We start from the raw sequence: 18,339 nt of genomic DNA, 5'->3' as shown, positions 1-18,339 counted from the left end.
CTCCTTTCGTTTATTTCAGCATCGGCATATGGATGCCTTTTTCTTTCGCCGTTTTGATAGCGAGTTCATAGCCGGCATCAGCGTGGCGGACAACGCCAAGGCCCGGGTCGGTCGTCAAGACGCGTTCGAGCCGTTTTTCCGCTTCTTTCGTGCCATCGGCGACAATGACCATTCCCGCATGAATCGAATAGCCCATGCCAACGCCGCCGCCATGGTGCACCGATACCCAGCTTGCACCGCCGACCGCGTTAAGAAGCGCGTTCAAAATCGGCCAGTCGGCGATCGCGTCGCTGCCGTCTTTCATTCCTTCCGTTTCGCGGTTTGGTGAGGCGACAGAACCGGAATCCAAATGATCGCGGCCGATGACGATCGGCGCTTTCAGCTCGCCTTTTGCCACCATGTCGTTAATGATTTTGCCAAATTTCGCCCGTTCGCCGTAGCCGAGCCAGCAGATGCGCGCCGGCAGCCCTTGAAACTGGATTTTTTCCCGCGCCATGCGGATCCAGTTGCACAAATGTTGGTTGTCGCTGAACTCGCGTAAAATGACTTCATCGGTTTTGTAAATGTCATCCGGATCCCCTGATAGCGCCACCCAGCGGAATGGCCCTTTCCCTTCGCAAAAGAGCGGACGGATGTAGGCGGGAACAAAACCTGGGAAATTGAACGCCTCCTCCACTCCTTCATCTTTCGCGACTTGGCGGATATTGTTGCCGTAATCGAATGTCACCGCGCCTTGTTTCTGCATGGCGAGCATCGCTTTTACATGTTCGGCGATCGATTGTTTGGCGCGGCGGATATACTGCTTCGGATCGCGCTGGCGCAGCTCAGCCGCTTCCTCGAGCGTCATGCCCGCCGGAATGTAGCCGTTAAGCGGATCGTGGGCGGACGTCTGGTCTGTCAACACGTCCGGAATAAAGCCGATTTCGATCATTTTCGGCAGCACTTCCGCTGCGTTGCCAAGCAGGCCGATCGATAGCGCTTTTCCTTCTTCCTTCGCCTTTTTCGCCATCTGGATCGCCATATCGAGACGGTCAGTCATCGTGTCTAAATATTTCGTGTCAATGCGGCGCTGGATGCGGGCTGGGTCCACTTCGATGGCAATGCAGACGCCGCCGTTCAACGTGACAGCGAGCGGCTGTGCGCCACCCATGCCGCCAAGGCCTGCCGTCACCGTAATCGTGCCTGTTAGCGTGCCGCCATAGTGCTGGCGCGCCACCTCGGCAAACGTTTCGTACGTGCCTTGCACGATGCCTTGGCTGCCAATGTAAATCCAGCTTCCTGCCGTCATTTGTCCATACATGATTAAGCCTTTTTTATCGAGTTCGTGGAAATGATCCCATGTCGCCCAAGCAGGCACAAGGTTCGAGTTGGCGATTAATACCCTTGGCGCATCGGCGTGCGTTTTAAATACCGCGACTGGCTTTCCCGACTGAATAAGCAGCGTTTCATCATTTTCTAAGTTTAATAGTGTCTCAACAATCGCCTCGTAGCACTCCCAATTGCGCGCCGCTTTGCCGATGCCGCCGTAGACGACTAAATCTTCCGGGCGTTCGGCCACCTCTGGATGTAAGTTGTTGTTGAGCATTCGCAACGCGGCCTCTTGAATCCAGCCTTTCGCATGCAAAGTAGAACCAGTGTATGCTTGCACCGGCCGGTGTTTCGTTGCCATCGTGATCCCTCCGTTTTGTCATTTGTTTTTAACCAAGAATGCCGTCAGGATGAATGAACGTCGGATAAGGGGCGGCTTTTGCCATCTCGATGTTCCGACTCAATCATTCTCCTTTTTATTTATCAAGAATTATAAAATGAAATCGGTTGCAAATATATGCATCCCGTTTTTAAAATCGTATATAAATTTTTGAATTTTATACCCAATAGGGCAATGAAATGACCATCTTGCATCATTTTCTTTAGATTTTTGTTATTTTTTTCGATTCATAAAAAAGAACCGCTCATCATTGCGGTTCTTTGCGCTGTTCATCGCGGTATTCGCTTGGCGTCTTCTTCGTTTCTTCTTTAAATACGCGAGTAAAATAGTGCGAGGTGCGAAAGCCGGTTTGATGGGCAATCTCTTTTATGGACAGCTGCGTCTGGGAAAGCAGGCGCTTTGCCTCTTTTATTCTCGTTTGCGTCAGCAACTTCCGAAACGAAATGCCGTGTTTTTTCATTAGCAAATGGCTGTAATATGCTGGGCTTCTGCCGACAGCCTCGGCCACTTTCCCAAGCGTCAAATCCGGATCACGAAAATGTTCTTCAATATAGTGGATTCCTTTTTCGATTACATCGGTGCGCGCCTGCTCTTCCGCCTGCTTCGCACGATCGAGCAGCCCATAGAGAAAAAGAAGCATTTCCTGCACGATGCGGTATAAGACACGGTTGTATAAAATCTCATGAAAAATACGCATATAGTCGCGTTCCGTTTCGCCGCGGTCAAGGTGATACGTTTTCATAAAGCGGCGGATTTGCGCCAATATGCTCGTCAGCCTCGTCCGCACCATTTCCGGGTTTGGAAACGGCGTTGGCATATGCAAAAATTCGCGGTGGAGCCACATTTTGATGGCCTGCTTGTCAAACCGATTCAGCATGTCAATCCAATTCCGCTGCTCTTCCGGTGTTAAAAACGGGTCGAGTTCTTTCCAGCGTTCATATTCGGAGGCGGGGACAATCACTTGGCGGTAGCCGATAAAAAACGTCGTTTCCAATAAGCGGCGCGCCGTTTGATATTGAGCGCGCACCGTTTGACCGCCATCAGGCGGCAGCGCGACGACTGCCAAAGGCTCCGTGTGCTCCGCCTCCCAGTCACGCAGCAGTTTCCGCGCCTCTTCTTTCATATCGCCCGACACACCGGAAAGCAAACAGACAACCATACTCGATAGCGGCAGCACACAAGACGGATAACGAAACGAGTAATGTGTTAAAAAGGAAACAGCGTCCTGCAATTGATTTGGATTTTCTGTTTGCAGGAGCAACAGCGCCACATTTGCCGCTTCCACCTCTTCGGAAAAGAGCGAACGGTACGAATAACGTTCTGCATCGTTGGAAGGGAGCGGATGGAGGCGCTCTTGGCGGACGAAGGGAGACACCGCTTTTTGAAGGCACTGCTTCAGCTTGACTGGCTCGAGCGGTTTGACGAGTAAATCGGCGCATTGCCATTCAATCGCCTGTTTCGCCCGGGCAAACGTTGCCTCGGCCGTAACGGCAATCGTTTTTTGGCAAAACATCCGCACGTATTTCGCCATTTCCTCCCAATCGTCATGGGAAACCATGTCCAATTCAATATATAACAGCTCTGGTGTTTCCTTTTCTAATATCCTCATTGTCTGCTCGACGGTATTGGCGGTATAAACGCGATGAATGGGCAGCGAATAGGCGGAAACAAGCCAGCGGATCGCCGCGCTCTCGTTTTCATCCCGCTCCGCGATCAAAAGTTTCATCGGCTTCACCGACCTGTCGCCACCCGCTGGCGGCGGTGGAAATGAACGAGCGCCTCCATGCAGAAGGCAGCCGCTAACGCGATTGTTTTTCGGTTTTCATCGACCAACGGATTCACTTCACAAATATCGAAACTGATCGTTTGCGGCTTCGAAATAATATAACGAAGCAGGGCGCGGACGATTTTTGGATCAAGCCCGAACGGCGAAGGCGCACTCACTCCCGGCGCCGCGCTTGCACTCAACACATCCATGCAAAGCGTCAGCATCAGCACGTCATAGTTTTTGCTAAAATCGTCAATGATTCTATACGCGCGATCTAGCGCTTCCAATGTCAATTCTTCTTCAAGCATGTACGTGCAGCCGTATCGCTTTGCGGTTTCAAATAACGCCGCCGTGTTGCCTAGTGTCTGAATGCCGAGGCAACAGTAGCCCGCGTTTCCATCTTCATCTAATATTTGCCGAAACATCGTCCCCGACGACGGCCCTGTTTCGTACGGCCGCATGTCAAAATGGGCGTCAATGTTAATAATGCCAAGTTTCGTTTCCGGACCGACCGCCTGCCGCACACCGAGATAATGCCCGTACGTGGTCTCATGTCCGCCGCCGATGACAACCGGCGTGATGCGATGACGGATAAGGCGCTCTACCACCTGTCCCAAATGTTTCTGGCTGTTTTCTAGCTCTTCCCCATCACAAGTAATTTCGCCCACATCGTAAAGTATTGTGTCAGGCGACAGGTGCCACGGCAAGTTTGCCAGCGCTTTTTTCACTTCCACCGGCGCGTGATGCGCTCCTTGCCGCCCTTGATTTCGGCGGACCCCTTCATCACATTGGAAGCCTAATAAAGCAAAGGCGTTTTCTACCTGTGCCTGTATTTGCCCCATATCAAGAAGACGAATCTTTTGATGGACGCGAAAACTTTTTTCCTCGCTCTCGCTGTCAATACGACCCGTCCATCTCTCCTTGTCCGGCTGTTTGTACATAAAACAAGTACCTCCCTGCTTTTTGCTTTGTGCAACACCAACGTCCTCAATTAGTCATCGCGTTGATCCATCTATAGCGGGAGCTGGTCCTTGACTCCATCACGTAAAGGATGTCCCTTCTTCCTCTTTCTTTCCCATTGCCTTTATTTCCTTCTTGTTTTGCCGCCTTCATGCAAAAATACGAGAACTTTTTTCACTGGCAATCTCCATCCCTTTTCCGTTTTGCCATTTGTCGAAATCGAACCGCGCCATTCTTTTTCCCATCACAAATACAAAATATCCCGCGGTCTTCACAATGTCGGGGCAACGAAAATGGGAGCAAGGTATTGCGCAGCTCTTCCCTATTAAAAAAGGAAATCTTCTCATTTTCGCGAATAGGTAATATAGGAGCTTACCATTTTCAAAGAAAGGGTTGTGGCTATGGCAAAAACCGTCAACTTGCACGACGTCATTGCAGGAAAAAGTGCGCCGCCAGCCTGTGATACGTCGCTTGGCGTTCAATTAGTGGAAACAGGTGAAGGATATGCGAAAGGAAAGTGGACGATCGGGGAGCATTTACTAAACGGAAACGGCGTCATTATGGGCGGATTTGTCAGTGCGGCGGCCGATATTATGATGGCGTATGCGATTACGACGTTGCTCCATGAAGACCAAACATTTGCCTCGATCAACCTACATACGACGTTCCACCGCCCGACCGTTGTCGGTGAAGTGGAGGTCGAAGCAAAGGTGGAAAAATTCGGACGCACTGTTGCCTATCTGACCGCTGTCTTAACGCAAAACGGCAAAGAAGTCGCAAACGCCGTTTCCTCGGTGATGATTATGCCTAAACGGTAAAAAAGCAGGACGACCTCCTGCTTTTTGTCTGCGATGCGATGGGTGTGTTATTTTTGCCCAAACGTCTTCGGCATGACCACCGCCACGACTTCACCACGCGCGCAAAGTGTATCATTCGCGTACACTTCCGTATACACTTTCCACTTTTTCGGATGAATTTCTTCGACCGTGCCGATTGCTTTTAACGGAACTCCGTGTGGTGTCGGTTTCAAGAACTCTACGTTCAAGGAAGCAGTCACAAACCGCGGCGGCACTTCTCCGTCTCCTGGTTCATGGCCATTTTTGCGATGCAGCGCCAGCGCAGCCGAGCCCGTTCCGTGGCAGTCGATCAGCGAAGCGATCAATCCGCCATATACGAAGCCGGGAATGGCGATATGCTCAGGGCGCGGCGTATAAATCGTAATCGTTTTCTCCCCCTGCCATCCGGTGCGGAAATGGTGGCCGTGCTCATTCATCCGTCCGCATCCGTAGCACCAGGCAAATTCCTCTGGGTATTCGTCTTGAATCGCATGTTTTACTTGTTCTTCCATCATTCTCCCTCCCCTTTCCTTTTCAAGTATACCACATGAGCACATTACTTCCTTTTCCTTTTATTTTCCTTTACAATAGTGATAGGTTTACAGAGAATGGAAAGGACTACAGCAATGAAAGTGTTAGAAACCTATCTCGTCGCAGGACTGGCCGGTTTGCTGTTTTATCATCTCCATTCCCCGATTCCATGGATGCTTGGGGCCATTACCGGAATGCTTGTTTGGAAAACGATCATCAAGCGCCAAGTAGCGGCGCCAAAGGCGTTGTCCAACAGCGGATTGATTGTATTAGGCACTTATTTTGGACTGTCATTTACAAAAGAGACGCTGTTAACGATTGCGCCATATATTGTTCCGTTCCTCGCTGTCGCGGTGTTGCTGATTGTCATCAATATTATGAACAGCATCGCCGTGACGAAATGGACGCATATTGATAAGGTGACAAGTGTGTTTGCCTCTGTTCCGGGCGGATTGTCGGAAATGGTGGCCGCGAGCGAATCATTCAATGCCAATACAGCACTAGTGACGATTTTTCAAACGATTCGTTTGTTAACGGTCGTTTTTCTTGTGCCCACGGCCGTTGTTCATTGGTTGAGCGGAGATGCATCGTCAGGAAGCTCAACCGCTCAGGCGGTTGCTGCCTCTGCCGATGGTCATTACGCTTGGCTTTTGTTAAGCGTTTTTGGCGCGCTTCTTTTACGAAACATCATTCCGGCGGCATACGTCGTCGGACCCCTTGCCGTAACGGCAGTGATGCATGTGGCTGGAGTGAACTTACCGCCACTGCCTGCATGGTTGATTATTTTGGCGCAAATTAGTGTCGGAATGAACATGGGAGACCGCATTACGTTAGAAGATATTAAGCTTGGCGGAAAATTTAGCTGGGTATATTTTTTGCTTGCGCTAGTATTAATTGCTCTATCGTTCGGATGCGGCTGGGCATTTGCGAAATTAACGGATCTTCCGCTGTCGACCGCGCTGTTAAGCCTCGCCCCAGGTGGACTTGTGGAAATGGTGTTAACGGCGCAAACAGTCGGCGGAGATCCGGCAATTGTCAGCTCCTTGCAATTTGTGCGGCTTCTTCTTGTCATTATCGTCGTACCGAACGTGTTGAAATGGGTATTTCGAAAATTCCCGTATATCACCGAAACGTCATGGAAAAACCGCTCTGTTCGCAACTAGAAACAGAGCGGTTTTTATCAGTTTCTTTATTTTTCCGGTTCATAAAATTCGATCCATTCACCATCCGGTCCAAGGAAGAACAAATATTTCGCCCCGTTTGGCAGCGTCGTAATATCTTCCCAGACGAGCGAAATTCCAAGGGACTGCAGCCGTTCTTTTTCTTGTTCAATTCCTTCCACGGTAAAGGCGACGTGATGCACTTTTCCTTCCGTCGGCAAATTCGGATTATACCCTTCGATCAATTCGACAATGACCGAGCCATCCAATCCTAAAAACGCTAGTTTCATCGTGCCGTTCGTATGCGTCATCTCGCTGAGCAATTCCAACCCGACTACCTCTTGATAAAACTTTTTCGATACTTCAATGTCTTTGACTTGAATGCCGACATGTTCAAATTTTTTCACTGTCATTTTCGTTCTCTTCCTTTCTATCACCTTTTTAAACTTGTGAAAATACCGCCCGCAAATATGGGGTCATATGTACCAATGAAACTCCTTTTTCTGCTAGTTGTCCAAAAATATAGCGATCAAGCGCATAAGGACCAGCGGCTTTCCACTCTTCCACTTCTGCAAGCGTCAAAATAAGATAAAAAGACTTTCCTTGTGCATACCCATACAGATGAAAAAAATTCGCGCAACAGTCAAAATACAACACTGCCTGTTTGTCAAATTGCAACAGCTGTTTTCTTATGCAGCGGGCGACATGAGAAGCGAACGATTCTGCTTTTAAGTGTGCCGCCATACAACTGCGAATCAAATCATTTTCGCGCACTCGGCGTCCCCACCTCTTTCCTTTGTATTGTACATAAAAACCCCTTTCGCCATGAATGATGCGAAAGGGGTCAGCCGTTCTTATCATCCAAAGCGAAACCGCTTTGCGGGTTGGAGCACCTTGCGAAATACGCAGGTTGCTGTGGAGTCATTGAGCCCGATCTCTCATCCACTCTTGATAAGACTGTATGTAGTTTGTTTTTATCTTATCATGGTCCTTTTGTGATGACAATCATTTTTTGTTTTTCCGCAAATTAGGAAAGGAAGGGCAAAAGCACCTTCTCCCTCTTCTTATTATTGCGCTGCTTCTAAAAGCGGATAGAATTTGGCTAAGCGACTTTTATTCTTTCTTATTTTTTTGTTGATTATTTAGCACATAGTTTTATTTTAAATTTGGTAGACATTTGCTTCTTCATTTCCCAAAACATTGGGCATGTGCGGTATAAATGATCGTTCGCATCAGCCATTTTTGTTCTCTTTCGTCACTATTCTGTTTTTTTCGACAAAATCAAATGAAACGTGATAATATAGATAATATGGTGTAGAAAAAATTATTTCGTTCATGATTGGAGAGTTGCTTTTATATGAGGAAATATCAGATGCAAACTCCCTACATTCCGCTTTACTTTTTTATGCCTGCCGTGCAATTTATTTTTGATCTAGATGGTTATATCGTTGATATAAATGATTTTGCCGTATCGGCGCTCGGATACAAACGCGACGAGCTCATTGGCGCGCCCATTTCGATCATCGTTCATCAAGAAGATCAGCTACGCCTGAAACAACAGGCTCAGCTTATTTTTACAACTCCAGCAGATGCGGTCCATACGCTGGAGTTGCGGACGGTGACAAAGGCTGGAAACATTTTATTTATGCAAATGGGAATTCGCAAGAGGCGATCTGAAAACGGAAAAATGCTTTTCCTCGCATCATGTTATAACATGGCGGCGGAAACGTATGCAAAACAGCTGTTAGCGAAACAGAGGCATATTTTAGAGCTGGTCGTCAAACATACTCCACTGGAGGAAATTTTGACAGAGCTCGCCCAATCGGTGGAAGAAATCCGCCCGCATATCGTATGTTCGATTTTATTGGCCAATGAAGACGATAACCGGCTTTATCATGGCGCCGCTCCCAGTTTGCCGCACGCGTATGTTGACGCGATCAACGGGCTTGAAATCGGCCCGTGCGCCGGGTCATGCGGTACGGCGGCTTATCGAAAAGAGCTTGTCATCGTCAGCGATATCGAGCATGATCCGTTATGGAAAAATTATCGACATCTCGCCTTGCCTCACGGTTTGCGCGCCTGCTGGTCAATTCCGATCTTTTCTTCTAATGGAAAAGTCTTAGGAACATTTGCTATCTATCATGAGCAGCCGTGTGAGCCTCAAGACGCAGACATCGATCTCATTTATACGTTTTCTTCATTGGCCGGAATCGCGCTCGAGCATGAGAAAATGAAACAGGCGCTGCAAGAAAGCAGGCAAATATATGAGTCGCTATTTCATTATAATCAAGACGCCGTTTTCTCCTTGTATCTTGATGGTTCTTTTTTTGCGGCCAATGAGGCGTGTTCCGTCATTTCCGGCTATAGCCGCGACGCGCTCTTAACGATGAAAATCGACGATTTGGTTGTCAAAGAAGATGTGCCGAAAGCAATAAAAGCGTTCCGCGATACAGCGAAAGGGCATTCATGCCATATCGAACTGCGCATTCGCCATCAGTCCGGCAGCCAACGTTATGTCAGCGTTACGTCTATTCCTATTTTCGTCAATAAAAAAATTATCGCCATTTCTTGCATTGCCAAAGATGTGACAGAACGGACCGAACAAAATGAACAAATTCGTCGTATGGCATATTATGACTCGTTGACGGGGCTTCCAAACCGGCGGCGGCTGCAAGAGCTTGCCAGCGATGCGTTTCTAAAAACGAAAGAAATGAAGCACCTTGGCGCCATTTTATATATAGATCTAGATGGATTTAAGTATATTAACGATACGCTAGGGCATCATACCGGCGATCAACTGTTGAAAAAGGTAGCGGAGCGATTGCGGGAAAAAGTGGATGATCGCGGCGACGTCGCTTATATGAGCGGCGACGAATTTATCATTTTATTAGCGCCCATCGCTAGAAATGAAGAAGCAGTGCGGACCGCGGAAGAAATATTGGCAGCCTTTACGGAGCCGTTTCGCGTCGACGCGCGTGAACTATTTCTTACGTGCAGCATCGGCATCGCTTTTTTCCAGGATCAAGACACGGATATTGATACGATCATTACGTATGCAGATATAGCGACAGACGAAGCAAAACGAAAAGGAAAAAACGGCTATTATATTTACAATGAGTCGCTTTTGCGACAGCGGCTGCCAAATATCTTTTTGCTTAACGATCTGCATTATGCCGTGAAACAGAAACAATTGTCCGTTGTTTACCAGCCGATTGTCGATATACAGCAAAAAAAGCTTGCCGCGCTAGAAACGCTCATTCGCTGGCACCATCCCGACAAAGGAGCCATTCCTCCTAGCGAATTTATCCCGCTCGCCGAAGAAACAGGACTGATTGTCCCAATCGGTGAATGGACGGTAAGACAGGCGTGCAGGCAGCACGAACGCTGGCGGAAACAAGGACTGCCGCCGATTCGCATTGCGGTAAACGTTTCCGTGAAAGAGCTGTACGATCATCGTTTCGCCGCCCGCATCGAAGAAATTTTAGCAGAAACGAATATGGACCCAGCATGGCTTGAGCTCGAAATTACAGAAAACATTGCCGTTTACAATGAAGCGACGATTTTAAATAACTTGCGCCGCCTCAAAGAAATCGGGGTGCGCCTTGCCATCGACGATTTCGGCACAGGATATTCTTCGCTCGCTTATTTAAAACAGCTTGCAATCGATACAGTGAAAATTGATCGTTCGTTTATCGCCGACTGTCCCCACTCCTATTACGGAAGCGTGATTACAAACACGATTATTTCGCTCGCGCATCATCTTGGCATGAATGTAGTTGCTGAAGGAGTCGAGCGGATCGAGCAGCTTTCCTATTTGCGCGAGAAAGGCTGCCAAGAAGCGCAAGGCTATTTGTTCCGCCCGCCGGTGCCCGCCGTGGAGGCGACCGATCTGCTTCGTAGCGGAGTTGCCCATACATGAACGTAATCGGGATACCCTCTTCCATCATCCTTGTGCAGAAAAATGGACAATCCTTCACTTAACTTCTGAAGTGGGGGCTCTGGAGCAACCTTGTATGTTTTCGCGATTGAATATAAAACCTCAAAAAAATAACAAATGGTTTATCTCCCACTTGCTTCATTGAAGTGGGAGTGTTCTCGGCTAAAAAGAAGGGGCGGTTGCAAAAGATCGATTCCACCATCTTTTGCGTCAGCCCCTTTTTGCATCCTTCCTTATTTAAACGCCATTGCCGCTTTGACTGCTTTTTTCCACCCCGCATACAACGCTTCTCGTTTTTCTTCTGCCATTTGCGGTTCAAAGCGGCGCTCTAATTGCCACTGGGCGGCAATTTCATTGCGGTCTTTCCAATAGCCGACGGCAAGCCCGGCCAAATAGGCGGCGCCAAGCGCCGTTGTTTCATTGATGACCGGACGCTCTACCGGCACGCCGAGCATATCGCTTTGGAATTGCATTAAGAAGTTGTTTTTCACCGCTCCGCCGTCGACGCGCAGCGTTTTCAAGGCAATGCCCGAGTCCGCTTCCATCGCCGTCAGCACGTCTTTCGTCTGGTAAGCGAGCGATTCCAATGTCGCGCGAATGAAATGTTCTTTCGTCGTACCGCGCGTTAGGCCGAATACCGCACCGCGGACATCGCTATCCCAATACGGCGTGCCAAGGCCGACGAATGCCGGCACGACGTAAACGCCGTCAGTCGAGTCTACTTTTTCCGCATATGCTTCGCTGTCTGCCGCCTGCTTAATCATGCGCAACCCATCACGCAGCCACTGAATCGCCGAACCGGCGACGAAAATGCTGCCTTCAAGCGCATATTCGACTTTTCCGTCAATTCCCCAGGCAATCGTGGTTAACAAACCGTGCTGCGATTGCACCGCTTTTTCGCCCGTATTCATCAACATAAAGCACCCGGTGCCGTACGTGTTTTTCGCCATTCCTTCGGCAAAGCACGCCTGCCCGAACAGCGCCGCTTGCTGGTCGCCGGCCGCCCCGGCAATCGGCACTTCGACACCGAAGAAATGATATGGAATCGTTTTGGCATACACTTCGGAAGATGGACGCACTTCTGGAAGCATCGACTTTGGAATGCCTAAAATCGTTAAAATTTCTTCATCCCATTGCAAGGTGTGAATGTTAAATAACAATGTACGCGACGCGTTGGAATAGTCGGTAACATGGGCGCGGCCGCCGGAAAGCTTCCAAATGAGCCACGTGTCGATCGTACCGAACAATAAATCACCTTTTTCTGCTTTCTCCCGCGCTCCTTCCACGTTGTCTAAAATCCATTTTACTTTTGTCCCGGAAAAATAAGGGTCAATTAATAAACCAGTTTTCTTGCGGAATAAGTCATCATATCCTTGTTGTTTGAGTTGTTCGCAAATGTCGGCCGTCTGCCGCGATTGCCAAACAATTGCATTATAAACTGGCAACCCTGTATGTTTATCCCATACGACGGTCGTTTCCCGCTGGTTCGTAATGCCGATCGCTGCTACTTGTTCCGGCTTCACCGATGCTTCTGACAAGACGCTGGCAATCACCGCCAAAATCGATCCCCAGATTTCATTGGCATTATGCTCGACCCAGCCCGGTTTTGGAAAATATTGTGTAAATTCCTGTTGCGCGATATGAACGATTTCTCCTTTTTGATTGAACAATATGGCGCGTGAGCTTGTTGTTCCTTGGTCTAGTGACAAAATGTATTGTTCCATTACCATTTCCTCCCCCTAATTACATTAAAGCATTTTTTGGTTTATTATAGCTACTCGATGTTTTTTCTTGACTAATGAATGCAAATGCGAGTACTACTACAATTGCAATAAGCACATACCAAAATGCTGCTGTCATTTTTCCTAGAAAGACAGCTTTGTAAAATAACCCGCCAAATGAACCGCCAAGAACCGGTCCAACAACCGGAACCCATGCGTAAGACCAATTAGATGATCCTTTTTTTGGTATCGGAAGCAAAAAGTGAGCGATGCGCGGTCCTAAATCACGCGCCGGGTTAATGGCATATCCTGTCGTTCCGCCAAGAGAAAGACCAATGGCGACAATAAGAAACCCGACGATAAACGGATTTAGCCCATCAGCAAATTTATTGGCACCAATTGCTAAAATGCCAAGTACTAATACAAACGTGCCAATCATTTCGCTTATTAAATTCGCAAAATAGCTTGGAACAGCCGGACTTGTTGCAAACACGCCAAGTTTTACGCCAGGGTCGTCTGTTTCTTTCCAATGAGGTAAATAATGAAGATATACAATGACAGCACCAATCATTGCACCAAGCATTTGCGCAACAATGTATTTTGGCACATCTGTCCATGGAAAATCACCGTTAAACGCTAATGCAAGCGTTAACGCTGGATTTAAATGAGCGCCGCTAAATTGACCAACCGCATATGCTGCTATTGCAACCCCAAGCCCCCATCCCATTGTAATAACGATCCAACCAGAGTTTTGCGCAAATGACTTTTTTAAGTTTACACCCGCGCAAACCCCGCCACCAAAAATAATTAGTAACGCAGTTCCAACAAGTTCAGCAACGAACGATGACATCTTTTCTCCCCCTTGTCTTTGTTTTTTGTAACTGCCTATCATCCCCATCTCTACGGTGGAAAACACCGGATGTTTTGAAAGCAGTTACATTTTTTTGGCAGAAGATAAGACAAAAACCCACACATCTTCCCTCTGAAAACAAGGAATATGTGTGGGTCTCCGATTTCTCCGCCACAAATTATTAACTTAATTATAAGATTAATCCATTTTGTAAGCGTTGTCAATAGATTTAGATTATTTTGGCAAAATTTGAATATAATCGAAATCAAGCGTATCGACCGCATCTTCAATATCGAGGCGGGTGATAAACCGGTAAGACAATCCAGGCTGTGAAGGCGGAAGCGAATCCGGTATCTGGTACGTAAACGGCATTTCCTTCCTTTCTCCTGCATCGATGCGAAACGCTCCTGCAACCGGAATCGTCGCAATGACAGTATCGGCTTCTTTCCCATCACGCAGCGTTTTTTGAACCAATTCTACATCCAGTTTTTCAATTTTTTGCTCCACCGTTCCGCCGCAAATATGAAGAATCCCCTCTATGCATTCTCCTGGTTGAAATATGGTTTTATTTAAAATCAAATCGACATACGCCGATCCGACCCCTATTCTTGACATCATTTTGCGCAATAACATCTGCCACACCTCTTGTCCATTGTTCTTTTTTGTTCTTCATATAATACGAAACAATGCGAAAGTTTGTTTCGTTATTTGCCCATAAAAAATAAACAGACTTGTGCTTTACACAGCATAAGTCTGTTCCTGCAAACGAACAGGCAAAACAAGCGATCATTTTGATACCGCTTACGGTGTAGATGGCGGTCTGTTGTTTGGCGACGGTTATTCGTACACATTTTCATTTTCAATAATATAATCAATACGAATAACTGGAATGTCGTTTCTTTCGACCTCAGCGACGATGAAGCCGATGCGGTCGTTGTAAATGCAAAATGTTTCTTGTCCTTTGCGAAACGCCGTCTCCCCGTAAGAAAGCACCATGTTGTAAATTTTATTGTCGGAAAAGTAGCGCCGGCTGACTCGATTTCCTAAGCGAATAATCACATCTTTCCCCGCGATTTTCCCGCGGTACATCCGATCCATCCTCCTTTTTCATCCCTTTTATTCCAATGTATGGCACGTTTCTTCCATCCATTCTTACTTTTTTACCTTTTACCAAACTATTTTGACGATGCCGCAAGAAATCCCTGCTTTTTTCTCCTTTTATAACTTTTTTCGGAAATTTCCTTTCTTTTTCTTGACGGTGCCCTTCCATTAGTGTATAGTAAAGTCATCACATAACAGAATATATTTCAGGCATCAGCATGGTTATGCACCTTAGATTGCTGTGGAGTATATTCCGTTATTTGATAAAAAATCTTTAAGTTAGCCAGATCGGCTAAAGGTATTAGGAGGAATTCAGTATTATGCAACGTGGTAAAGTAAAATGGTTTAACAATGAAAAAGGTTACGGTTTTATCGAAGTAGAAGGCGGTTCTGACGTATTCGTTCACTTCACAGCAATCCAAGGTGAAGGATTCAAAACGTTGGAAGAAGGCCAAGAAGTTTCTTTTGAAATCGTTCAAGGAAATCGTGGACCTCAAGCTGCTAACGTTGTCAAATTATAAGACGTTCGTTGACATAAACGAAAGAACGTAATCGAAACCAATGAGAACTGAAAGACCGGCGGTGCGCCGGTCTTTTTGTTTGGCACGCATACTTTTTCTTCTTTCGCGAACACTATCCGTTAGGGGGGATACTGATATTCATACCGACTATAACGATTTAGGGGGGATTCGTATTATGCAACATGGTAAAGTAAAATGGTTTGACAATGCAAAAGGTTATGGTTTTATCGAGGCAGAAGATGGTTCTGACGTATTCGTTCACTTCACAGCGATCCAAGGCGAAGGGTTCAAAACGTTAGAAGAAGGCCAAGAAGTTTCTTTTGAAATCGTTCAAGGAGATCGTGGACCTCAAGCTGCTAACGTTGTCAAATTATAAAGCGTTCGTTAACATAAGCGAAAGAACATACCATAAGAGCTGAAAGACCGGCGGTGCGCCGGTCTTTTTGTTTGGCACGCATACTTTTTCTTCTTTCGCGAACACTATCCGCTAGGAGGTGTTGGCAAATGGAACGGGATATCGATATTCATACCGGCTATAACGATGTTAAACAGGTCGAAATGTTTGTCGAAACGGCCGAAAAAATGGTCGGACAAGCGACGATGAGCTTGGACAAGGAGATGCTTGAAGGGGCAAAACAAGCGATCGAAAATGCCCACGCCCAGCTTTCCCGCGCCCGCACGCAAGCGACTGGCGTGGATGAAGAGTTTTTCAAACATTGCGAACAGAAGCTGGCAAGAGCAGAACACCAATTAAATGAGGCGCTGCGTTAAGCCGCTGCCATGAAAAAAAGGGCTTCCGATAGTGTGAAGTCCTTTTTTGTTATTTGGCGGAACGCGAAGAAGAGGCTAAAAGCATTGCCCCGTACTGCCGCATTTTCTCACCGACCGTGCATTGGTTGATGCAAAACGATTGCGCATATGTTTTTCCATATTCTTTGCGAAAGGTGCTTTTTAAAAAACAGCCTTCGCAATACATTTGCTGCAATTCCGTAATTTTGTCTAATATTTCTTTTCGCTTGTTTGGCTTTTTCTTGTTCATGGTTTGTCTATCCTTTCTCCGTAAGTTCCATCGTGCTTGTAATCACCTGCCCAGCGAGCGCTTGGCGAGCAAGCTGATCGGCTTCTTTATTTTGCTTTCGCGAAATCGGTTCATAAGTCGGCTCAATCCCCAATTCACTCATCTTTTCTTCGATGCGGTCAAGCCATGCGTTATAATCGTCTTCAAAACACGGCCAATCGCCGGACAGCTGCTTTAAAACAACGTGCGAATCCCCGCGGAAAGTGACTGGCAAATGATGGACACCAAGCTCCTCGAGCATTTGCATTAAAAACCAAAATGCGGCGTATTCCGCCTCATTGTTGGATTTTAACTCATCAAGCTGGAGATTGGCGCGCAAACGATACTGCCCATTGTTTTGCTTATAGTAAACGACGACACCGACCCCTCCTTTTGCAGTCGCATGGTCAAAGCCGCCGTCAAAATAAGCAATTACATCATGCGGTTCGCTTTCCATTTCTTTCAAAAGCTTGTTTAGCTCTTTTTTCGACCATATCACATCATGATGATCCATAAAATGTATTTCTTTCACCCGGCCGGTTTTTTCGAAATCTTCGGCTAATGCAAGCGCCTCTTCCGCGCGGATAAAGTCGGAAATCAGCACCACTTCGCGTTTTTTCGGCGTCATATATGTCCAGTGGATCCTAACGTCCAAACCATCGTCACCCTTCCATCGTCTATCCGTGTCGTATTTCCTATTTTTATTATACAATGATAGTCAAGAAAACAGGTAAAGCAATCCCTTTTCATTACCTATTATTATGCACGATTTGTTTAGATATCAACATTACGTATATTTTTCAAAAAAGTGTGTTCTTTTTCAGCGATTTATAGTATACTACCGTTCGACTATGTTTAGCGTTCGCAAAGGCGAAAATAGAACGGGGGGATGGGGTTGAAAAAACGCTGGATTGCCGATATCAGCCTGCTGGCAGTGACATTCGTCTGGGGAGCGACGTTTGTCGTCGTGCAAAATGCGATATCGTTTCTTGAACCACTTTCGTTTAATGCCGTCCGCTTCAGCTTGGCGGGAGTATTTTTACTACTATGGCTAGCAATTTTTCATCGCTCTCTTTTTCGGCATTATACGTTGCCACTCATTCGCGCCGGTATATGGATGGGGCTATGGCTGTTTAGCGGCTACGCGTTTCAGACGATCGGCCTGTTGTACACGACTTCGTCGAAAGCCGGATTCATTACCGGGCTCAGCGTCGTGCTTGTGCCGTTATTTTCATTTCTCTTTCTCAAACAAAAACCATCGCTTAACGCGGGAATTGGGGCGGTCATCGCCGCTATTGGCCTTTATTTTTTGACGATTGGCGACGGGAAAATGGTGCTGAACCGCGGCGATGTATTCGTATTTTTTTGCGCTCTTTCATTTGCGATGCACATTATTGTCACCGGAAAGTATTCGTCCCGCTATTCGACACTGTTATTAACGATGACGCAAATTTTTACGGTAGCCATCATGTGCGCCATATTTGCGTTTTTGTTTGAAGATGCCACGCAAATGTGGAATATCGCGGTGCTGCGGAAACAGGAAGTATGGAACGCCCTTCTCATTACGTCCTTGCTTGCCACTACCGCCGCCTTTTTAATTCAGACGAACTTTCAGAAATATACGACGGCCGCCCGCGTCGCCCTCATTTTTGCGATGGAGCCCGTCTTTGCCGCCATAACCGCCTACATTTGGGCGGGGGAGCGGCTTACCGCTTCCGGCGTCATCGGCTGCATCGGTATTTTGGGCGGCATGATTCTCGCTGAACTGCCGCTGGCGTGGATCGTTGGAAAATGGTGGCGGACAAAGCGGCATTTTACTTCATGAACCCCCTCCCACTTCATTCCATGAAGAGGTGGGAGTTTCTTGCCATCTCCATCGAAGAAGTTTTTGTGTAGGAGAAGGATGCTCCTTCCGTTCGATGTCTGCATCGGAATCTTTCTCGAGGCTCTTGACCAATGGAGCGGTCCAGCTCTTCTCCTGCTTTTTGCTTACACAGTCGGTAGAAGGTTCGTTTTTGTGATTCATCTCCCGCCTTCCCTTCGTTTCGAAGAGAGAGACTTCTCGGGAAAAATGTTAAATCGTTTGCTTCAAGGTTTCTTCTTGAGCGAGAAAAAGATATTTCTTTTTGCCGCATACTAAAAAATCCCAATCAGTGCGCCGTGAGCCGCTTTCCTATTCATATTTTCTT

19 protein-coding genes and 1 riboswitch are annotated in these 18,339 nt (G+C 47.1%); of the genes, 7 read left to right on the top strand and 12 right to left on the bottom strand.

The features are described from left to right. Positions 1 to 10: 10 nt before the first annotated feature. From hutU to hutG, 3 genes are all read right to left on the bottom strand, one after another. Positions 11 to 1,669, bottom strand: a complete 1,659-nt coding sequence (gene hutU, locus AC1WMD_RS14505) for a urocanate hydratase (protein ID WP_494257736.1) — start codon at positions 1,667 to 1,669, stop codon at positions 11 to 13. 286 nt (positions 1,670 to 1,955) lie between these two features. Further along, positions 1,956 to 3,434, bottom strand: coding sequence for a helix-turn-helix domain-containing protein (locus tag AC1WMD_RS14500; RefSeq protein ID WP_494257787.1), 1,479 nt, complete (start codon positions 3,432 to 3,434; stop codon positions 1,956 to 1,958). Between the two features lie 5 nt (positions 3,435 to 3,439). Then, positions 3,440 to 4,417 (bottom strand): formimidoylglutamase, encoded by a 978-nt coding sequence (gene hutG / locus AC1WMD_RS14495; protein WP_494257735.1) that lies wholly within the window; start codon positions 4,415 to 4,417, stop codon positions 3,440 to 3,442. 420 nt (positions 4,418 to 4,837) lie between these two features. On the opposite strand from hutG, the gene AC1WMD_RS14490 reads away from it, so the two are divergent. After that, the gene (locus tag AC1WMD_RS14490; RefSeq protein ID WP_494257734.1) at positions 4,838 to 5,254 is read left to right on the top strand and encodes a PaaI family thioesterase; all 417 of its coding nucleotides are present in this window, start codon (positions 4,838 to 4,840) and stop codon (positions 5,252 to 5,254) included. Between the two features lie 47 nt (positions 5,255 to 5,301). Here AC1WMD_RS14490 and AC1WMD_RS14485 read toward each other — a convergent pair whose 3' ends face one another. After that, positions 5,302 to 5,784 (bottom strand): PaaI family thioesterase, encoded by a 483-nt coding sequence (locus tag AC1WMD_RS14485; protein WP_494257785.1) that lies wholly within the window; start codon positions 5,782 to 5,784, stop codon positions 5,302 to 5,304. A gap of 96 nt (positions 5,785 to 5,880) precedes the next feature. Here AC1WMD_RS14485 and AC1WMD_RS14480 point away from each other — a divergent pair, with 96 nt between their 5' ends. Continuing rightward, positions 5,881 to 6,966, top strand: coding sequence for an AbrB family protein (locus tag AC1WMD_RS14480; RefSeq protein ID WP_260676116.1), 1,086 nt, complete (start codon positions 5,881 to 5,883; stop codon positions 6,964 to 6,966). A gap of 26 nt (positions 6,967 to 6,992) precedes the next feature. On the opposite strand, the gene AC1WMD_RS14475 is transcribed toward AC1WMD_RS14480, so the two are convergent. Both AC1WMD_RS14475 and AC1WMD_RS14470 read right to left on the bottom strand, forming a co-directional pair. After that, positions 6,993 to 7,376, bottom strand: coding sequence for a VOC family protein (locus AC1WMD_RS14475; protein ID WP_043904254.1), 384 nt, complete (start codon positions 7,374 to 7,376; stop codon positions 6,993 to 6,995). Between the two features lie 28 nt (positions 7,377 to 7,404). Continuing rightward, positions 7,405 to 7,737 (bottom strand): hypothetical protein, encoded by a 333-nt coding sequence (locus tag AC1WMD_RS14470; RefSeq protein WP_043904253.1) that lies wholly within the window; start codon positions 7,735 to 7,737, stop codon positions 7,405 to 7,407. Positions 7,738 to 7,814: 77 nt separating this feature from the next. After that, positions 7,815 to 7,921: riboswitch (SAM riboswitch) on the bottom strand. Positions 7,922 to 8,320: 399 nt separating this feature from the next. Between AC1WMD_RS14470 and AC1WMD_RS14465 the strand changes: the two genes are divergently transcribed. Continuing rightward, complete coding sequence (locus tag AC1WMD_RS14465; RefSeq protein ID WP_494257731.1) at positions 8,321 to 10,882, top strand: EAL domain-containing protein; 2,562 nt, start codon at positions 8,321 to 8,323, stop codon at positions 10,880 to 10,882. 251 nt (positions 10,883 to 11,133) lie between these two features. Here the strand turns inward: AC1WMD_RS14465 and glpK are convergent, their stop codons facing one another. From glpK to AC1WMD_RS14445, 4 genes are all read right to left on the bottom strand, one after another. After that, positions 11,134 to 12,624 (bottom strand): glycerol kinase GlpK, encoded by a 1,491-nt coding sequence (glpK, locus tag AC1WMD_RS14460; protein WP_043904251.1) that lies wholly within the window; start codon positions 12,622 to 12,624, stop codon positions 11,134 to 11,136. Positions 12,625 to 12,643: 19 nt separating this feature from the next. Then, positions 12,644 to 13,471 (bottom strand): MIP/aquaporin family protein, encoded by an 828-nt coding sequence (locus tag AC1WMD_RS14455; protein WP_043904250.1) that lies wholly within the window; start codon positions 13,469 to 13,471, stop codon positions 12,644 to 12,646. Between the two features lie 234 nt (positions 13,472 to 13,705). Beyond that, positions 13,706 to 14,104 (bottom strand): sporulation protein, encoded by a 399-nt coding sequence (locus AC1WMD_RS14450; protein WP_043904249.1) that lies wholly within the window; start codon positions 14,102 to 14,104, stop codon positions 13,706 to 13,708. Positions 14,105 to 14,308: 204 nt separating this feature from the next. Continuing rightward, complete coding sequence (locus AC1WMD_RS14445; protein ID WP_043904248.1) at positions 14,309 to 14,560, bottom strand: hypothetical protein; 252 nt, start codon at positions 14,558 to 14,560, stop codon at positions 14,309 to 14,311. Between the two features lie 332 nt (positions 14,561 to 14,892). Between AC1WMD_RS14445 and cspD the strand changes: the two genes are divergently transcribed. The 3 genes from cspD (at position 14,893) to AC1WMD_RS14430 (ending at position 15,864) form a co-directional block, all read left to right on the top strand. Continuing rightward, a complete protein-coding gene (gene cspD / locus AC1WMD_RS14440) occupies positions 14,893 to 15,093 on the top strand; it encodes a cold-shock protein CspD (protein WP_003251474.1) in 201 nt (66 codons plus the stop codon). A gap of 175 nt (positions 15,094 to 15,268) precedes the next feature. Next, on the top strand, positions 15,269 to 15,469 hold the full coding sequence (locus AC1WMD_RS14435; RefSeq protein WP_494257729.1) for a cold-shock protein: 201 nt from the start codon (positions 15,269 to 15,271) through the stop codon (positions 15,467 to 15,469). Positions 15,470 to 15,597: 128 nt separating this feature from the next. Continuing rightward, positions 15,598 to 15,864, top strand: a complete 267-nt coding sequence (locus tag AC1WMD_RS14430; RefSeq protein WP_043904246.1) for a DUF2564 family protein — start codon at positions 15,598 to 15,600, stop codon at positions 15,862 to 15,864. Between the two features lie 49 nt (positions 15,865 to 15,913). Here the strand turns inward: AC1WMD_RS14430 and AC1WMD_RS14425 are convergent, their stop codons facing one another. Both AC1WMD_RS14425 and AC1WMD_RS14420 read right to left on the bottom strand, forming a co-directional pair. Then, a complete protein-coding gene (locus AC1WMD_RS14425; RefSeq protein WP_043904245.1) occupies positions 15,914 to 16,132 on the bottom strand; it encodes a zinc-finger domain-containing protein in 219 nt (72 codons plus the stop codon). Positions 16,133 to 16,139: 7 nt separating this feature from the next. Continuing rightward, a complete protein-coding gene (locus tag AC1WMD_RS14420; protein WP_043904244.1) occupies positions 16,140 to 16,805 on the bottom strand; it encodes a ribonuclease H family protein in 666 nt (221 codons plus the stop codon). A gap of 240 nt (positions 16,806 to 17,045) precedes the next feature. Between AC1WMD_RS14420 and AC1WMD_RS14415 the strand changes: the two genes are divergently transcribed. Continuing rightward, on the top strand, positions 17,046 to 17,975 hold the full coding sequence (locus AC1WMD_RS14415; RefSeq protein ID WP_043904243.1) for a DMT family transporter: 930 nt from the start codon (positions 17,046 to 17,048) through the stop codon (positions 17,973 to 17,975). Positions 17,976 to 18,339: the final 364 nt, after the last annotated feature.

The sequence above is a fragment of the Parageobacillus sp. NEAU-HV-2 genome, assembly GCF_059115485.1.
Note: the sequence above shows the minus strand (reverse complement) of the source record. Positions and strands in the feature narration are given on the sequence as shown.